The sequence below is a fragment of the Rhizobium sp. BK456 genome, from assembly GCF_014194045.1.
In the GTDB taxonomy this organism is placed as follows: Bacteria; Pseudomonadota; Alphaproteobacteria; order Rhizobiales; family Rhizobiaceae; genus Rhizobium; species Rhizobium redzepovicii.
The window spans coordinates 549,900-565,165 of the sequence record NZ_JACIAO010000002.1; the positions used below are offsets into that span (position 1 = coordinate 549,900).

Annotated in this window: 14 protein-coding genes; 8 read left to right on the top strand and 6 right to left on the bottom strand. The window is 60.7% G+C overall.

Annotated features, from left to right (window positions below; translation table 11 throughout):
- Position 1 precedes the first annotated feature (1 nt).
- The 5 genes from FHX03_RS08945 (at position 2) to FHX03_RS08965 (ending at position 5,346) form a co-directional block, all read left to right on the top strand.
- Positions 2–1,261: an ABC transporter substrate-binding protein gene (locus FHX03_RS08945; RefSeq protein ID WP_097628202.1), complete on the top strand. Its 1,260-nt coding sequence runs from the start codon at positions 2–4 to the stop codon at positions 1,259–1,261.
- A 218-nt stretch (positions 1,262–1,479) separates the two neighbouring features.
- Positions 1,480–2,427 (top strand): carbohydrate ABC transporter permease, encoded by a 948-nt coding sequence (locus FHX03_RS08950; RefSeq protein WP_097628203.1) that lies wholly within the window; start codon positions 1,480–1,482, stop codon positions 2,425–2,427.
- Between the two features lie 9 nt (positions 2,428–2,436).
- Positions 2,437–3,276: a carbohydrate ABC transporter permease gene (locus FHX03_RS08955; protein ID WP_097628204.1), complete on the top strand. Its 840-nt coding sequence runs from the start codon at positions 2,437–2,439 to the stop codon at positions 3,274–3,276.
- Entirely contained in the window at positions 3,273–4,334 is a 1,062-nt protein-coding gene (locus tag FHX03_RS08960; protein ID WP_097628205.1) for a Gfo/Idh/MocA family protein, read from the top strand. Before FHX03_RS08955 ends, FHX03_RS08960 begins: the two co-directional genes overlap by 4 nt.
- Before the next feature lie 10 nt (positions 4,335–4,344).
- Positions 4,345–5,346: an ABC transporter ATP-binding protein gene (locus FHX03_RS08965; RefSeq protein WP_183853352.1), complete on the top strand. Its 1,002-nt coding sequence runs from the start codon at positions 4,345–4,347 to the stop codon at positions 5,344–5,346.
- 121 nt (positions 5,347–5,467) lie between these two features.
- Here the strand turns inward: FHX03_RS08965 and FHX03_RS08970 are convergent, their stop codons facing one another.
- From FHX03_RS08970 to FHX03_RS08995, 6 genes are all read right to left on the bottom strand, one after another.
- Positions 5,468–5,773: an NIPSNAP family protein gene (locus FHX03_RS08970; protein ID WP_097628207.1), complete on the bottom strand. Its 306-nt coding sequence runs from the start codon at positions 5,771–5,773 to the stop codon at positions 5,468–5,470.
- Positions 5,774–5,969: 196 nt separating this feature from the next.
- The gene (locus FHX03_RS08975) at positions 5,970–7,031 is read right to left on the bottom strand and encodes an ABC transporter ATP-binding protein (RefSeq protein ID WP_097628208.1); all 1,062 of its coding nucleotides are present in this window, start codon (positions 7,029–7,031) and stop codon (positions 5,970–5,972) included.
- Positions 7,032–7,043: 12 nt separating this feature from the next.
- A complete protein-coding gene (locus tag FHX03_RS08980) occupies positions 7,044–7,832 on the bottom strand; it encodes an ABC transporter permease (protein ID WP_003593296.1) in 789 nt (262 codons plus the stop codon).
- Positions 7,829–8,722 carry an ABC transporter permease gene (locus tag FHX03_RS08985; RefSeq protein WP_097628315.1) on the bottom strand — a complete coding sequence of 298 codons (894 nt, stop codon included), beginning with the start codon at positions 8,720–8,722 and terminating at the stop codon, positions 7,829–7,831. Before FHX03_RS08985 ends, FHX03_RS08980 begins: the two co-directional genes overlap by 4 nt.
- 71 nt (positions 8,723–8,793) lie before the next feature.
- Entirely contained in the window at positions 8,794–9,897 is a 1,104-nt protein-coding gene (locus tag FHX03_RS08990; protein ID WP_012558401.1) for an ABC transporter substrate-binding protein, read from the bottom strand.
- A 191-nt stretch (positions 9,898–10,088) separates the two neighbouring features.
- Positions 10,089–10,961 (bottom strand): MurR/RpiR family transcriptional regulator, encoded by an 873-nt coding sequence (locus FHX03_RS08995; RefSeq protein ID WP_003593299.1) that lies wholly within the window; start codon positions 10,959–10,961, stop codon positions 10,089–10,091.
- 177 nt (positions 10,962–11,138) lie between these two features.
- Between FHX03_RS08995 and FHX03_RS09000 the strand changes: the two genes are divergently transcribed.
- From FHX03_RS09000 to FHX03_RS09010, 3 genes are all read left to right on the top strand, one after another.
- Positions 11,139–11,909, top strand: a complete 771-nt coding sequence (locus FHX03_RS09000) for an N-formylglutamate amidohydrolase (RefSeq protein ID WP_183853445.1) — start codon at positions 11,139–11,141, stop codon at positions 11,907–11,909.
- A gap of 119 nt (positions 11,910–12,028) precedes the next feature.
- Positions 12,029–13,591 carry an amino acid permease gene (locus tag FHX03_RS09005; protein WP_097628211.1) on the top strand — a complete coding sequence of 521 codons (1,563 nt, stop codon included), beginning with the start codon at positions 12,029–12,031 and terminating at the stop codon, positions 13,589–13,591.
- A gap of 145 nt (positions 13,592–13,736) precedes the next feature.
- Positions 13,737–15,101, top strand: a complete 1,365-nt coding sequence (locus FHX03_RS09010; protein WP_183853353.1) for a glutamine synthetase family protein — start codon at positions 13,737–13,739, stop codon at positions 15,099–15,101.
- The last annotated feature ends 165 nt before the right edge of the window (positions 15,102–15,266 follow it).

A 15,266-nucleotide genomic window follows, 5' to 3' on the forward strand; every position in this document is an offset into this window, starting at 1 on the left:
AATGAAAAACACTGCTCTGAAAAGCTTTCTGCTTGCCTCCAGCCTGCTGACTTCGGCAGGTCTCGTCCATGCCGCCGACGTCACGCTGACAGTCGAAAGCTGGCGTAACGACGACCTGCAGATCTGGCAGGAGAAGATCATTCCGGCCTTCGAAGCGAAGAACCCGGGCATCAAGATCGTCTTCTCGCCGACCGCGCCGACCGAATACAATGCCTCGCTGAACGCCAAGCTCGATGCCGGCTCCGCAGGGGACATCATCACCTGCCGCCCGTTCGACGCTTCGCTGGAACTCTTCAACAAGAAGCAGCTCGTCGACATTACCAGCCTGCCGGGCATGGAGAACTTCTCAGCCGTCGCCAAGGCGGCCTGGACCACCGACGACGGCAAGTCGACCTTCTGCGTGCCGATGGCTTCGGTCATCCACGGCTTCATCTACAACAAAGATGCCTTCGACAAGCTCGGCATCTCCGTGCCGAAGACGCAGGACGAGTTCTATGCAGCCCTCGACAAGATCAAGGCCGACGGTACCTACATCCCGCTCGCCATGGGCACGAAGGACCTCTGGGAAGCCGCGACTATGGGCTACCAGAACATCGGCCCGAACTACTGGAAGGGTGAAGAGGGCCGCGAAGCGCTTATCGCCGGCAAGCAGAAGCTGACGGACGCCGACTGGGTCAAGCCCTACGAAGAGCTTGCCAAGTGGAAGCCCTATCTCGGGGACGGCTTCGAAGCCCAGACCTACTCGGACAGCCAGAACCTCTTCACGCTTGGCCGCGCCGCGATCTATCCGGCCGGTTCCTGGGAAATCGCGCTGTTCAACACGCAGGCCCAGTTCAAGATGGGCGCGTTCCCGCCGCCGGTTCCGAAGGCCGGTGACACCGGCTACATCTCCGACCATCCCGATATCGGCGTTGCCCTAAACGCGAAGAGCACGCATGCCGAGGAAGCCAAGAAATTCCTCAGCTGGGTCGCATCGCCCGAGTTCGCCGATATCTACGCCAACGCGCTGCCGGGCTTCTTCAGCCTGAACTCCAACCCGGTCAAGATGTCCGATCCGCTCGCTCAGGAATTCGTGTCCTGGCGCGGTCCGTACAAGTCGACCGTGCGCTCGACCTACCAGATCCTGTCACGCGGCACGCCGAACCTTGAAAACGAGACCTGGGTCGAGTCCGCCAACGTGATCAACGGCACCGATACGCCGAAGGTCGCTGCCGAAAAGCTCCAGAAGGGCCTCGACAGCTGGTACAAGCCGGCCAAGTGACGTGGCGGGGGGCCGCGTTTGCGGCCCCTCATCCGGCCTGCCGGCCACCTTCTCCCCGCGCGCGGGGAGAAGCAGACTCGCAGCGACCTCTCAGCCCGATTTCGCATCCCAGCAGGGTATTGCCTCTCTCCCCCGTCGGCAGAGAGTTCGGGTGAGGCGCAACATCTTCCATCTGCGCCCGCAGGATTGCGGCCAGTCGACGAGAACAGGCAAACGCCATGAGCCAAACCGACAACGCGATCGATATCGTCCCGATCAAGCGCCCGGTGCGCTGGCACATCTTCGTCTTCATGCTGCCCGCGGTGATCGTCTATTCCGCCGTCATGGTGCTGCCGCTCATCGAAACGCTCAGGCTTTCGCTCTACAATATCGTCGACGGTCAGCCGGCCTTCGTCGGACTTGCGAATTTCAGGGTGTTGTTCGGCGATCCGCGCTGGGCGCATGACTTCTGGAACGCGCTGGTCAACAACCTGATCTTCTTCGCTATCCACATGTGCGTGCAGAACCCGATCGGCGTGGCGCTTGCCGCCCTGCTTTCGGTGCCGAAGCTGCGCGGTGTCGCCTTTTACCGCACGGCGATCTTCCTGCCGACGCTGCTCTCTTTCGTCATCGTCGGTTTCATCTGGAAGCTGATCCTGTCGCCGATCTGGGGCGTGGCGCCCTGGATGCTCGATCTCATCGGCTTGAAATTCCTGTTTGCGCCCTGGCTCGGCAAGCCCGGCTCGGCGCTGATCGCAGTGTCGCTGATCTCCAACTGGCAGTATATCGGCATTCCGATGATGCTGATTTATGCCGCGTTGCTCAGCATCCCCGAAGAGGTGATCGAGGCGGCCGAATGCGACGGCATCACTGGCTGGGCGCAATTCTGGAAGATCAAGCTGCCGCTGATCCTGCCGGCAATCGGCATCATCTCGATCCTGACCTTCGTCGGCAATTTCAATGCCTTCGACCTGATCTACACGGTGCAAGGGGCGCTCGCCGGACCTGATATGTCGACCGATATTCTCGGTACGCTGCTCTACCGCACCTTCTTCGGTTTCCAGCTTCAGCTCGGCGACCGCTCGATGGGCGCGACGATCGCCACGGTGATGTTCCTCATCATCCTCGCCGGCGTCTCGCTCTATCTCTTCGTCATCCAGCGGCGCATGCGTCGCTACCAGTTCTGAGGAGCGCGCATGTCCAAGGCACGCACATCTCCGATCCGCACCGGCCTCGTGCATCTGGCGCTTGGCGCCTATACACTGGTCGCGCTGTTTCCGGTTTTCCTGACGGTGGTCAACTCGTTCAAGGATCGCGCCTCGATCTTCCGCGAGCCGCTGATGGTGCCGACGCCGTCGACCTTCAGTCTGGTCGGTTATCAGACGGTGCTCGGTCAGGGCGATTTCGCCACCTATTTCCAGAACAGCTTCGTCGTGACGATCGTCTCGATCCTGCTGGTACTGCTCTTCGGCGCCATGGCGGCCTTCGCGCTTTCGGAATATCGCTTCCGCGGCAACACGCTGCTCGGGCTCTATATGGCGATCGGCATCATGATCCCGATCCGCCTCGGCACGGTGGCAATCCTGCAGGGCATGGTGGCGGCAGGCCTCGTCAATACGTTGACGGCGCTGGTCCTCGTCTACACCGCGCAGGGCATACCGCTGGCGATCTTCATCCTGTCGGAATTCATGCGCACGGTCTCGGATGATCTCAAGAATGCCGGGCGCATCGACGGGCTTTCCGAATATGCGATCTTCTTCCGCCTGGTGCTGCCGCTGGTCCGGCCGGCCATGGCGACCGTCGCCGTCTTCACGATGATCCCGATCTGGAACGATCTCTGGTTCCCGCTGATCCTGGCGCCTTCCGAGGCCACGAAAACGGTAACGCTCGGCTCGCAGATCTTCATCGGCCAGTTCGTCACCAACTGGAACGCGGTGCTGGCGGCGCTGTCGCTGGCGATCCTGCCGATCCTCGTTCTCTACGTCATCTTCTCGCGGCAGCTGATCCGCGGCATTACGTCAGGAGCCGTCAAGTGAGCCACGAGAAACCCATCCGCGTCCTCGTTGCCGGCCTCGGCAACATGGGCCGCAGCCATGCGCTCGCCTATCACAACAATCCAGGCTTCGAGATCGTCGGTCTCGTCAACCGCTCGACGCCGAAGCTGGAGCCCGAGCTGCAGGCCTATACGATCCATCCCGATTTCGCGACGGCGCTCGCCGAGCTGAAGCCGGACCTCTGCTCGATCAACACCTATTCCGACAGCCATGCCGATTATGCCGTCGCCGCTTTCGAGGCCGGCTGCGACGTCTTCGTCGAGAAGCCGCTGGCGACCACCGTCGCCGACGCTGAGAGGGTCGTCGCTGCCGCGAAGAAGGCCGGGCGCAAGCTGGTGATCGGCTATATCCTTCGCCATCACCCCTCTTGGACGAAGCTGATCGAGGAAGCGCGCAAGCTCGGCCCGCCTTACGTCTTCCGCATGAACCTCAACCAGCAGTCCAGCGGCCCGACCTGGGCGACGCACAAGTCTCTGATGCAAACCACGTCGCCGATCGTCGATTGCGGCGTGCATTATGTCGACGTCATGTGTCAGATCACCGACGCAAGGGCAGTCGAGGTGCGCGGCATGGGGCTGCGGCTGTCCGACGAGATCGCCGCCGACATGTATAATTACGGTCAGTTGCAGGTGCTCTTCGAGGATGGTTCGGTTGGCTGGTACGAGGCCGGCTGGGGACCGATGATCTCGGAGACCGCCTTCTTCGTGAAGGATGTGATGTCGCCGAAGGGTGCGGTGTCGATCGTCATGGATCCGAACGCCAAGTCCGACGATATCGACACGCACACCAAGACTTCCGTGATCCGTCTGCATACGGCCGAAACCGGGCCGGACGGCAAGTTCATCCGGCCCGACCAGGACATGAGGATGACGGGCGAGCCCGGTCATCAGGCGCTCTGCGACTTGGAACAGGCCTTCATGCTGAGGGCGATCCGCGAGGATCTGAACCTCGATCGCCATATGGCCGATGCGGTGGCGTCGCTGCGCATCTGCCTTGCCGCCGACGAGAGCGTGCGCACCGGCCAGCCGGTCAGATTGTAAGGAAAAATCAGTGGGATCACTTCAACTCAAATCCATCCGCAAGACCTATGGCACGCATGAGGTGCTGAAGGGCATCGACCTCGAGGTTGAGGACGGCGAATTCGTCATCTTCGTCGGCCCCTCAGGCTGCGGAAAATCGACGCTGTTGCGCAGCATTGCCGGCCTTGAGGACGTCACCTCGGGCGCCGTCGTCATCAACGGACGCGACGAGACGCTGACGCCGCCGGCCAAGCGCGGCATTGCCATGGTGTTCCAGTCCTATGCGCTCTATCCGCACTTGACGGTCAAGGACAACATGGGCCTCGGCCTCAAGCAGGCGGGCACGCCCAAGGACGAGATCGATAGCCGAGTGGGCAAGGCATCGGGCATGCTGTCGCTCGCCCCCTATCTGGCGCGGCGGCCGGCCGAACTCTCGGGCGGTCAGCGCCAGCGCGTCGCGATCGGCCGCGCCATCGTGCGCGAACCGGAACTCTTCCTGTTCGACGAGCCGCTGTCGAACCTCGACGCAGCGCTGCGCGTTCAGACCCGCCTTGAAATCGCTCGGCTGCACCGCAGCCTGAAGGCGACGATGATCTACGTAACCCATGACCAGGTCGAGGCGATGACGCTTGCCGACAAGATCGTCGTGCTGAATGCCGGCGCGATCGAGCAGATCGGCTCGCCGATGGAACTCTACAATCGTCCGGCGAACGTCTTCGTTGCCGGATTCATCGGCTCGCCGCAGATGAATTTCATCGCGGCCGAAAAGGTCGGGGATCACAGTGCCAAGACGATCGGCGTGCGTCCCGAACATCTGACGCTATCGCGCGAGCAGGGGAGTTGGGCAGCGAAGGTCGTGCACGTCGAGCATCTCGGCGCCGATACGATCATCTATCTGGAATCCGATCAGTGCGGCCTGCTGACGGCGCGTCTGTTCGGCGAACATCAGTACGAGCCCGACGAGACCGTCTATGCGACGCCGGATCAGGCGCGTGTGCACCGCTTCGATGTGGACGACCAGGCAATCCGCTGAGCGTATGACAAGCGAAAGCCCTGCGGCCTTGAAATGACTGACCCCCGAAGGTTGATGTCCAACTTTCGGGGGTCAATTCACCTGCGGGGTTTTAATATGCAGCGGCCGTCCGCCGGTTCGATCAGTTGAGCACCGGTCGCATGAAGCTACGTTCATAGCTGACGATACTGCGGTTGCGCTTGTCGAGTTCGAAAGCGGCCTGACATTCCGGATCGCTTGCCATGCGGGTTCGATAGTCCTCGTAGGCGGCAAGGCTCGGGAAGGAAAACAATGCAACGGCAATGTTGTTGGCGCCTTCGGATGGCAGGAAATAACCGTGATGGGTGCCGCCCATCCTGTTGACGATCGGAATCCAGAGCCGGGCATATTCCTCGAATTCGGCGAGCTTGTACGGATCGATCACATAACGCAGGTGGCAGGTAATCATTGAAAATATCCCGTCGCTTGAAACGCCGGGCGAAGAGCTGTCCCGGCTCATTTGGTTTGGGCAACTTCTGGCACCGAGTTGGGAGAGTTCAAGTGCTTTGTGGTGATGGCTGCATCACGCTTGCTGACAGTTCGGCCAACCGACCTGAAAAAGGCGCCGTTTTGCGGCGCCTTTTGCGTGAGCGGTATTGTCAAACTCAGTCGCGGATGACCAGCAGATCAGCCGCCATGAAGCGCAGCGTCACCGTTTCGCCGGCCTGCGGCGGGGTGACGCCGGGGCTGTTAAACATGTCAAAGGAAATGACGTTGCCGCCGACATTCATGCGGGTGCGGATGACCGACCCCAGGAAGTGGGCCGAGACGACCTGGCCGGTGAGCGCGGTATCGCTTCTGACGGTGTCGGAGAGCGAGCCCGCTTCCGGGCGCAGCGCCAGCGAGATGGTTTCGCCGGCCTTGTGGGCTGCGACCGACTGCTTCAGCGTGATGGCCTGATCGCCGATCTGGATGCGGTTGGCGTCGGGATCGACGACCTTGGCCTCGATGAGGTTCAGCGTCCCAACGAAGGAGGCGACAAAGCGCGTTGCCGGCGTATTATAGATCTCGAAGGGCGAACCGATCTGGTCGGCCTTGCCGGCGTTCATGACGACGATGCGGTCGGAGATCGACAGCGCCTCTTCCTGGTCGTGGGTAACGAAAACCGTGGTGATGCCGAGCTGCTGCTGGATCTGGCGGATTTCCTCGCGCAGCGACACGCGGATCTTGGCGTCGAGTGCGGAGAGCGGCTCGTCGAGCAGCAACACCTGCGGCTTGACGGCAAGCGCACGGGCAAGAGCGACTCGCTGCTGCTGGCCGCCCGACAATTGGTAGGGGAAGCGGTCGGCGAGGTGGTCGAGCTTGATCAGGCCGAGCATTTCCTTGACGCGGGCGTCAATTTCAGGCTTGGGGGCGCCGGCGACCTTCAGGCCGAAGGCGACATTGTCGTGCACCGTCATGTTCGGGAACAGCGCATAGGCCTGGAAGACCATGCCGATATTGCGCTGGTTCGGCTTCAGCGCGCTCTGGTCCTTGCCGTTGATGGTCAGCGTGCCGCCGGTCGGCGTTTCGAAGCCGGCGATCATGCGCAGAACGGTCGTCTTGCCGCAGCCTGACGGTCCGAGGAAGGAGACGAATTCGCCCTTCTCGATGTTCATGTTGAAGTTCTTTACGACCTGGACCGGGCCGAAGGATTTCTGAATGTTGGTCAGCGTGAGAAAAGACATGAGCCGATTACCTTAAGCCTTTGCCGGGCGGGCTTTGCCGAAGCGGGAAACGAGGTTGAGCAGGCCCATGCTGAGCCAGGTGATCGAGAAGGCGATGACGGCGAGCGCCGAAGGCTCATAGGCCTTGTTTGCACCGACGAGCTGCAGGTAGGGGCCGAAGGCCGGGCGGTTGAGCAGGGCAGCGAAGGTGAATTCGCCCATGACGATCGCCAGCGTGATGAAGGCACCCGACAGCACGCCGCTCATGACGTTGGGAAAAATGCACCTGAACATGATGGTCGTCCAGCGCGCGCCGAGGCTTTCGGCTGCTTCCGTCAGGGTGCGGACGTCGATGGCGCGCATGGCGGTGTCGACGGCGCGGTACATGTAGGGCAGGGACAGCGTGATGTAGGAGAAGACCAGCAGTATGTTGGTGCCGGTCGTCGAACCCGTCAGCGGCAGATAGGACGACGAGTTGTACATCCTGAGATAACCGAAGACGATGACGATTGCCGGAATGACGAGCGGGAGCAGCGTGATGAATTCGACGACCGGGCGCATCTGCGGCAGCCGCAGCCGCACCCAGTAGGCCGTCGGCACGACGAGTAGCATGCCGAAGACAATGGTCAGAAGCGCCATCATCATGGAGTAGCCGAAGGTCTCGCGGAACTGGGCGTCCGAGAAGACCGACTGATAGGCATCGAGACTGTATTCACCGCGGCGCATTCGCAGCGAAAATTCAATGGTGCCGATTAGCGGAATGATGAAATAGGACGCGCCCAGGATGATGGCGATCCAGGCTCCGAGACGTTGCGCTTTCATTTCTGCCACCGTTCGGCGCGCATGCGCAGCATGAGGTACAGGACGTTGGATACGCCGGTGATCACGATCATGCCGAGCGCGATTGCGTACCCGAGGTTGGCATTGTGCAGAACGTCGCCGCGGATCTGCGCGTAGAGCAGGATCGGCACGATGTTCAGCGAACTGCCGGTCAGCGCGAAGGCGGTGGCTATGGCGCCGAAGGCGTTGGCAAAGAGCAGCAGTGTCGTGCCGAGCAGGCTCGGCCAGAGGATCGGCATCGCGACCATCGTCCAGTACTGACGGTTGGTGGCGCCGAGGATCTGCGAGGCTTCACGCCATTCCTTCTTCATGCCGTCGAGCGCAGGCGTCAGGATCAGCACCATCAGCGGGATCTGGAAATACATATAGGTGATGGTGAGGCCGAAGAAGGACAGCAGGTTGAAGCCGGTGCTGTAAAGGTTGAAGTCGAACCATTCCCGCAGGAAGACCGTCACGAGGCCGGTGCGGCCGAGCGTTGCCAGAAAGGCGAAGGCGAGCGGCACGCCGGCGAAATTGGAGGCGACGCCGGAGAAGGTCAGAAGCGTCGAGCGCACCGAGTTCGGCAGGCCGCCGAGCACGACGGCCCAGGCGAGGAAAAAGCCGATCAACGCGCCGCCCAGAGCCGAGGCGACCGAGACCCGGATACTGATCCAATAAGCGCTCATGATCGATGGCGTAAAAAGATCGCCGATATTCTTCAGCGTAAAACTGCCCTCGGGTGTCAGGAACGCGCCCGCCACGAGATAAAGCGTGGGGATGATCAGAAACAGCAGCGAGAAGATAATGAAGGGTGCAATGCCCAGCCAGTCGATCACGCGATCTCTGTTGATCAAGGGGGCGCTGCTGACCATAGGCGTTGAGACGGTGCTCATGGAAAAGCTCATCCTGGGGCGTCGGAGTGAGAAAACCTCCCCGCCGTTGGGCGGGGAGGCAGGATCAGAGGTTACTTGACGCTGGCGCCGACCACGGAATCCCAGTTCTTGGTGATGGTTTCCTTGCCGGCCGCCTGCTCTTCGAGCGTCGGGAAAACAGCCTTTTCATAGGCTGCTGCCGGCGGCAGCTTGTCGAGCAGGTCCTTCGGGATCTTGTTGTTCTTGGCAAGATCGTTGAAGCGGATCGGGTGGCAATATCCCTTCAGCCAGCCAAGCTGACCTTCGTCGGAATAGAGGTATTCCATCCAGAGCTTGGCAGCGTTCGGGTGCGGAGCGAAGGCCGAAATCGCCTGGACGTAGACACCGGCAACGACGCCCGTCTTCGGAACGACAACCTCGAACGGAGGATTGCCCTTGAGGCTCTGGCCCCAGGACAGGGCGTTGTAGTCCCAGGCGACGATGATCGGCGTCGAGCCCTGAGCGAAGGGAGCCGCCTTGCCGACGACCGGCACGAAGTTGCCAGCCTTGTTGAGTTCGGCGAAGAACTTCAGGCCTTCTTCGCCTGCCTTGGCCGCGTCACCGCCGGATGCGGAAAGACCAGCAGCATAGACGCCCTGGACAGCCTGGTTGGCGCTACGCGGATCACCTGCAAGCGCGACCGTGTTTGCGTAGTCGCTCTTCTTCAGGTCGGTCCAGTCGGCCGGCGATTCCTTGACGAGGTCCTTGTTCACGAGGAACGAGAGAACGCCGTAATAGTCGCCGTACCAGAAGCCTTCGGCATCCTTGGCCGTGTCCGGGATCGAATCCCAGGTGGAAACCTTGTAAGGCTGGATCAGACCGTCCTTCTTGGCGGACGGACCGAAGGAGAGGCCGACGTCGATGACGTCAGGAGCCTGCGGACCGGTGTTGCCCTTGTTGGCCTTGATGGCTTCGACTTCGTCGCCCGAACCTGCGTCCGGGTTCAGTTCGTTGACTTCGAGGCCATACTTGGCCTTGAAGCCGGCAATGACGTCGCCGTAGCCGCACCAGTCGTGCGGAAGAGCGATCGTGGTCAGGGTGCCTTCCTTCTTGGCGGCGGCGATAAGTTCAGCGCTCGGCTCGGCGGCGGCAATCGCGGTCGAAGCCACGATCATCGCAGTAGAGAGCGACAGAAGTCGAGAAATGTTAGAGATCACTGTTGTTCTCCTTCGGGTTTTCAGTGTCTGGCGATGCTGTTAATCAGCTTACATGAAGCTTGTGTGACGGGTGGATGACGTTAATTTTGCTATGAATAGCAGGCGTTTGCGACACGTGTTTTATTTGCGACGACACGACCTGTTTCCGCGAAAGTCCGTCCTTGTTCTCCCCTTTGTTTTTCTTGTCCCTCCTAACCCGGTTTGCGGAAAAGCTTGGTCTGCTCGAACAAGCCCTCAAGCGTCTTCATGCGCTCCTTCGTCTCGTCCCAGGTGGAGTTCTGAACGGCCTCGATGAGCGCTTCAACGATGAAGAGGGTGACGACGGAGGAGTCCCAAGCCGACGGCGCCTCGATCCGAACGCGGAAGGCATGCCGGGCGAGCTTGGCGGCGGGCGAGCTCCACTGGTCGGTGAAGACGACGATTTCTGCGCCGCGTTTGCGAGCGGCAGTCGCAAGGCTCACCATCTCCTGCTCGTAGCGGCGGATGTCGAAGATGATCAGAATGTCGCCGGCATTCATGTTGAGAGCATATTGCGGCCAGCTGCTGGAGTTCGATGATAGCAGCGTCGTCGCCGGCCGAATCACCTGCATATGGGTGAAGAAATATTCGGCAAGCGCGCCGGTGATGCGGCCGCCGACGAAATAGAGGCCGCGCTTGCGGTCCGACAGCAGTGAGGCGACGCTGTCGAAGGTCGCGGTGTCGAGATCGGTCAACGTCTGGCGCAGATTGCTCATGATGGCATCGGCGAAACGGTTGAGGATATGCGTGCCAGGCGCGTTCTGGGCCCAACGATCATGCTTGGCGATCGGGTTGGAGATCGTCGCTTCGACCTCCAGATGCAGATGTGCCTGAAAGTCCGGATAGCCCTTGAAGCCGAGCTTCTGCACCATGCGCACGACCGTCGGCGTCGAAACGCCGGCATTCTCGGCGATCGTGGTGATGCTGCCGAGACCGGATACCGGATAATTGTCGAGAAGGCTTTCGGCCAGTTGCTTCTCGGCGCGCGTCAGCACCCCGAAATGCGAGTGTATGACGTCCGAAACCGTCTTCGATGCAACTGTCACTTAACGATGCTCCCCGGGGTGGTCTGGCGCCACTTTCCCGCCCAAAGTTAACAACGCTGTCATAATCCATGTCAACTACTGTCATGAAAAGAAATTTTCAGTCGACGCTTGACAGTGACCGAAACCTGAAGAATTCTTTTCTTGGAAAGCTTTTATTAAGGGATAGGAGTGGCGCCATTGGTGCTGGCCGGGCCAAAAATCCTCAGCGAAGCGGACGGTGATTGCGTCAGGATCGAGCGCGTCGGCGGCCGAAGCCCGGTGCTGCTCGTCTGCGAGCACGCTTCGAATGTGCTTCCCGCTCATTTCGGTGATCTCGGCCTGCCCAGCGAAGCGCTCTTAAGCCACATTGCCTGGGACCCGGGGGCTCTTTCAGTCGCCCGCGGCATATCGGAAGGGCTCGATGCGACGCTCGTCTACCAGCGGTTCTCTCGGCTGATCTACGACTGCAACCGGCCGCCGAGTTCACCCGGCGCCATGCCTGAAGTAAGCGAGATCTATGCCATTCCCGGCAACACGGATTTGACCGCCGAAGAACGGCTTGCGCGCACCGACGCACTCTACGTGCCTTTCCACGACGCCATCCGCGGGCTGATCCGCGATCGCCGGGCGAGGGGGCAAGACAGCATCATCGTGACGATCCATAGCTTCACGCCGGTCTATCACGGCCGCGAACGCGCCGTCGAACTCGGCATATTGCACGATGAGGACAGCCGGCTCGCCGACCGCATGCTGGAGGCTGCGGCCGAGGCGCCGCTTTACAGGACGGAACGCAACCAGCCTTACGGGCCTGAGGATGGCGTGACTCACACGCTGATCCTGCACGGGCTGTCGAACGGCTTGCGCAATGTGATGATCGAGGTCCGCAACGACCTCGTCGCAGACGATGTCGGCCAAGGGGTCATGGCCGACTATCTAAAAGGGCTGCTCCAGCAAAGCCTGGACGCCTGATAAAAAGAAGACCCGAGGGAGCAGTCTAACTGCGAACGTCCGCACGGCGCAAATGCAGCGGGCAATTTGGCACTGAACCGGCCCGCAATCCCGCGGCCGATCGTGAACAGGGGGAAGTCATGTCGGATTATTCCGAACTGGACAAGAAGCAGGATGTGCACATCCTGCATTCCATGGGTTATGCCCAAGAACTCGAACGACGCATGAGCTCGTTCTCGAACTTCGCCGTCTCATTTTCCATCATCTGCATCCTCTCCGGCGGCATCAATTCGCTGGCGCAAGCGACCTCCGGTGCCGGCGGAGCCGCCATCGGCATCGGCTGGCCGCTCGGCTGCTTCATCTCGCTCGTCTTCGCCGTTGCCATGGCGCAGATCAGCTCCGCCTATCCGACGGCCGGCGGGCTTTATCACTGGGGTTCGATCCTCGGCAACCGCTTCACTGGCTGGCTGACCGCCTGGTTCAACCTGCTCGGTCTCGTCACGGTGCTCGGCGCCATCAATGTCGGCACCTATTATTTCTTCATGGGTACGTTCGGCACGGGCTATCTTGGCTTGACGGACACTATCACGGTGCGGATCGTCTTCCTCGTCATCATCACCGGCGCACAGGCGCTCGTGAACCATATGGGGATAGGGTTGACCGCAAAGCTGACAGACTTCTCGGGTTATCTGATCTTCGCGACCGCCATCGCGCTTGCCGTAGTGTGCCTGTTATCGGCCCCGTCATATGAATTCGGCCGGCTCTTCACCTTCGCCAATTATTCCGGCGAAGCGGGCGGCAGTGTCTGGCCGACGACGTCGGGCAGCTGGGTTTTCCTGCTCGGTCTGCTGCTGCCGATCTACACCATCACCGGCTACGACGCTTCAGCGCATACGTCGGAAGAGACGGTCAAAGCCGCCCACTCGGTGCCGCGTGGCATGGTCGCCTCAGTTCTGTGGTCGGCACTCTTCGGCTACATCATGCTGTGCTCTTTCGTGCTCATGCTGCCGAATATGGACGATGCAGCAAAACAGGGCTGGAACGTGTTCTTCTGGGCGATGGACACGCAGGTCAACGCGACCGTGAAGGACATCCTCTACTTGGCGATCCTCGTCAGTCAGTGGCTGTGCGGCCTTGCTACCGTCACTTCGGTTTCCCGCATGATCTTCGCCTTCTCGCGTGACGGCGGCCTACCGGCATCGAAGGCGCTGTCGAAAGTCAGCCCGCAGTACCGCACGCCGGTGGCTGCGATCTGGACCGGCTCGATCCTTTCGGTGCTGTTCGTCTGGTTCACCTCACTCGATATCATGAAAATTGGCGACACGCCGGTGTACACCATCGTCGTTTCGTGCACGGTCATCTTCCTCTTCTTCTCCTTCGCGATCCCGATCACGCTCGGCCTCTTCGCCTGGGGCACATCGAAATGGGACAAGATGGGACCGTGGAACCTCGGCGAAGGCCTCTTCAAGCTCTTTGCAGTGCTGTCGATCATCGCGATGGTTCTGATCTTCATTCTCGGAATCCAACCGCCGAACGGTGCTGCCCTTTACGTTACCGTTGGCTTCCTTCTGATGACCGCCATCGTCTGGTTCGGTTTTGAAAGCCGGCGCTTCAAGGGACCGCCGATCGGCGCTGAGGTGGCAAAGCGCCAGGCCGAAATCGCAGCTGCCGAAGCGGCGGTTGGCGAAAGCGGCGAAAAATAAGCATCGAGGCTTCCCTCTCAAATGGCGGGGCCGCTCCTGCGGCCCCATCGCTGGTTCAACGAAAAGGCATCAGGCCCACATCCGGCCGAGCGCATGCGATTTCGTTGCCCCGATCATCTCAATTCCAATGTCAGGCGGATCAACCATGAGCAGCTACACATTCGACGATCTCAAGAAGGATGTTGCCGAAGGGCGCATCGATACGGTTCTTGCGTGCCAGGTGGACATGCAGGGCCGTCTGATGGGCAAGCGCTTTCAGGCGGAATATTTCGTCGAGAGCGCCTGGAAGGAAACCCATAGCTGCAACTATCTGATCGCCACCGACATGGAGATGGAGACGGTTTCCGGCTATAAGGCGACCAGCTGGGAAAAGGGTTACGGCGACTATACGATGAAGCCGGATCTGGCGACGCTGCGCCGCATTCCCTGGCTCGAGGGCACGGCGCTGGTGCTCTGCGACATGCTCGACCATCACACCCATGAAGAGGTCGCCCATTCGCCGCGTGCAATCCTGAAGAAGCAGGTGAAGCGCCTCGAAGATATGGGCATGAAGGCTTACATGGCCTCCGAGCTCGAATTCTTCCTGTTCGACCAGAGCTACGAGTCGGCGCATACGGCGGGCTACCGCAACCTCAAGCTCGCCAGCGCCTATAACGAGGACTACCACATCTTCCAGACTACCAAGGAGGAAGAGGTGATGCGGGCGATCCGCACCGGGCTGCAGGGGGCCGGCATTCCGGTCGAGAACTCCAAGGGCGAGGCCTCGGCCGGCCAGGAGGAGATCAACGTGCGTTATGCCGATGCGCTTGCCATGGCCGACCGGCACGCGATCATCAAGAATGGCTGCAAGGAGATCGCCTGGTCGAAAGGCAAGGCGATCACCTTCCTGGCCAAGTGGAATTACAATGCCGCCGGCAGTTCCTCGCATATCCATCAGTCGCTCTGGAGCCTTGAGGAAAAGCCGCTGTTCTTCGACCATACCGGCAAATACGGCATGTCGCCGCTGATGCATAATTATGTTGCAGGGCTTCTCGCGCATGCGAGCGAGATCACCTATTTCCTGGCGCCCTACATCAATTCCTACAAGCGCTTCATGGCCGGCACTTTCGCACCGACCAAGGCGATCTGGAGCAAGGACAACCGCACCGCCGGCTATCGTCTCTGCGGCGAAGAGACCAAGGGTATCCGCATCGAGTGCCGCGTCGGCGGCTCCGATCTCAATCCCTATCTCGCCTTTGCCGCGCTGCTTGCGGCCGGTATCGACGGGATCGAGAACAGGCTCGAGCTCGAGGCTCCTTTCGTCGGCGACGCCTATGGCAGCAAGGATATTCGAGAAATCCCGCGCACGCTCCGCGCCGCCACGACCGCAATGACGGAATCGGCAATGCTGCGCAAAGCCTTCGGCGATGATGTAATCGACCACTATACCCGTGCTGCCGAATGGGAGCAGGAAGAATACGACCGCCGCATCACCGATTGGGAAGTGGCGCGCGGTTTCGAAAGAGCCTAGTAGGGATTGCGGGTTGTTTGCCCCTCACCCTAACCCTCCCCCCGTTTTACGGGGAGAGGGGACTTGCCATACGAGAGGTAGATGGGACGGAGACGCTGCGGCTATCCCCCTTCGCCCCGCTTACGGGGCGAAGGTGCCGGCAGGCTGATGAGGGGCTCATGCCCT

What these genes read in the sequence shown, in the direction of transcription:
- FHX03_RS09010 (WP_183853353.1), top strand. Translation starts at nt 13,737, where the DNA reads ATGAGCAGCTACACATTCGACGATCTCAAGAAGGATGTTGCCGAAGGG.
- FHX03_RS08975 (WP_097628208.1), bottom strand. Translation starts at nt 7,031, where the DNA reads ATGTCTTTTCTCACGCTGACCAACATTCAGAAATCCTTCGGCCCGGTC.
- FHX03_RS09005 (WP_097628211.1), top strand. Translation starts at nt 12,029, where the DNA reads ATGTCGGATTATTCCGAACTGGACAAGAAGCAGGATGTGCACATCCTG.
- FHX03_RS08980 (WP_003593296.1), bottom strand. Translation starts at nt 7,832, where the DNA reads ATGAAAGCGCAACGTCTCGGAGCCTGGATCGCCATCATCCTGGGCGCG.
- FHX03_RS08970 (WP_097628207.1), bottom strand. Translation starts at nt 5,773, where the DNA reads ATGATTACCTGCCACCTGCGTTATGTGATCGATCCGTACAAGCTCGCC.
- FHX03_RS08945 (WP_097628202.1), top strand. Translation starts at nt 2, where the DNA reads ATGAAAAACACTGCTCTGAAAAGCTTTCTGCTTGCCTCCAGCCTGCTG.
- FHX03_RS08985 (WP_097628315.1), bottom strand. Translation starts at nt 8,722, where the DNA reads ATGAGCACCGTCTCAACGCCTATGGTCAGCAGCGCCCCCTTGATCAAC.
- FHX03_RS08950 (WP_097628203.1), top strand. Translation starts at nt 1,480, where the DNA reads ATGAGCCAAACCGACAACGCGATCGATATCGTCCCGATCAAGCGCCCG.
- FHX03_RS08955 (WP_097628204.1), top strand. Translation starts at nt 2,437, where the DNA reads ATGTCCAAGGCACGCACATCTCCGATCCGCACCGGCCTCGTGCATCTG.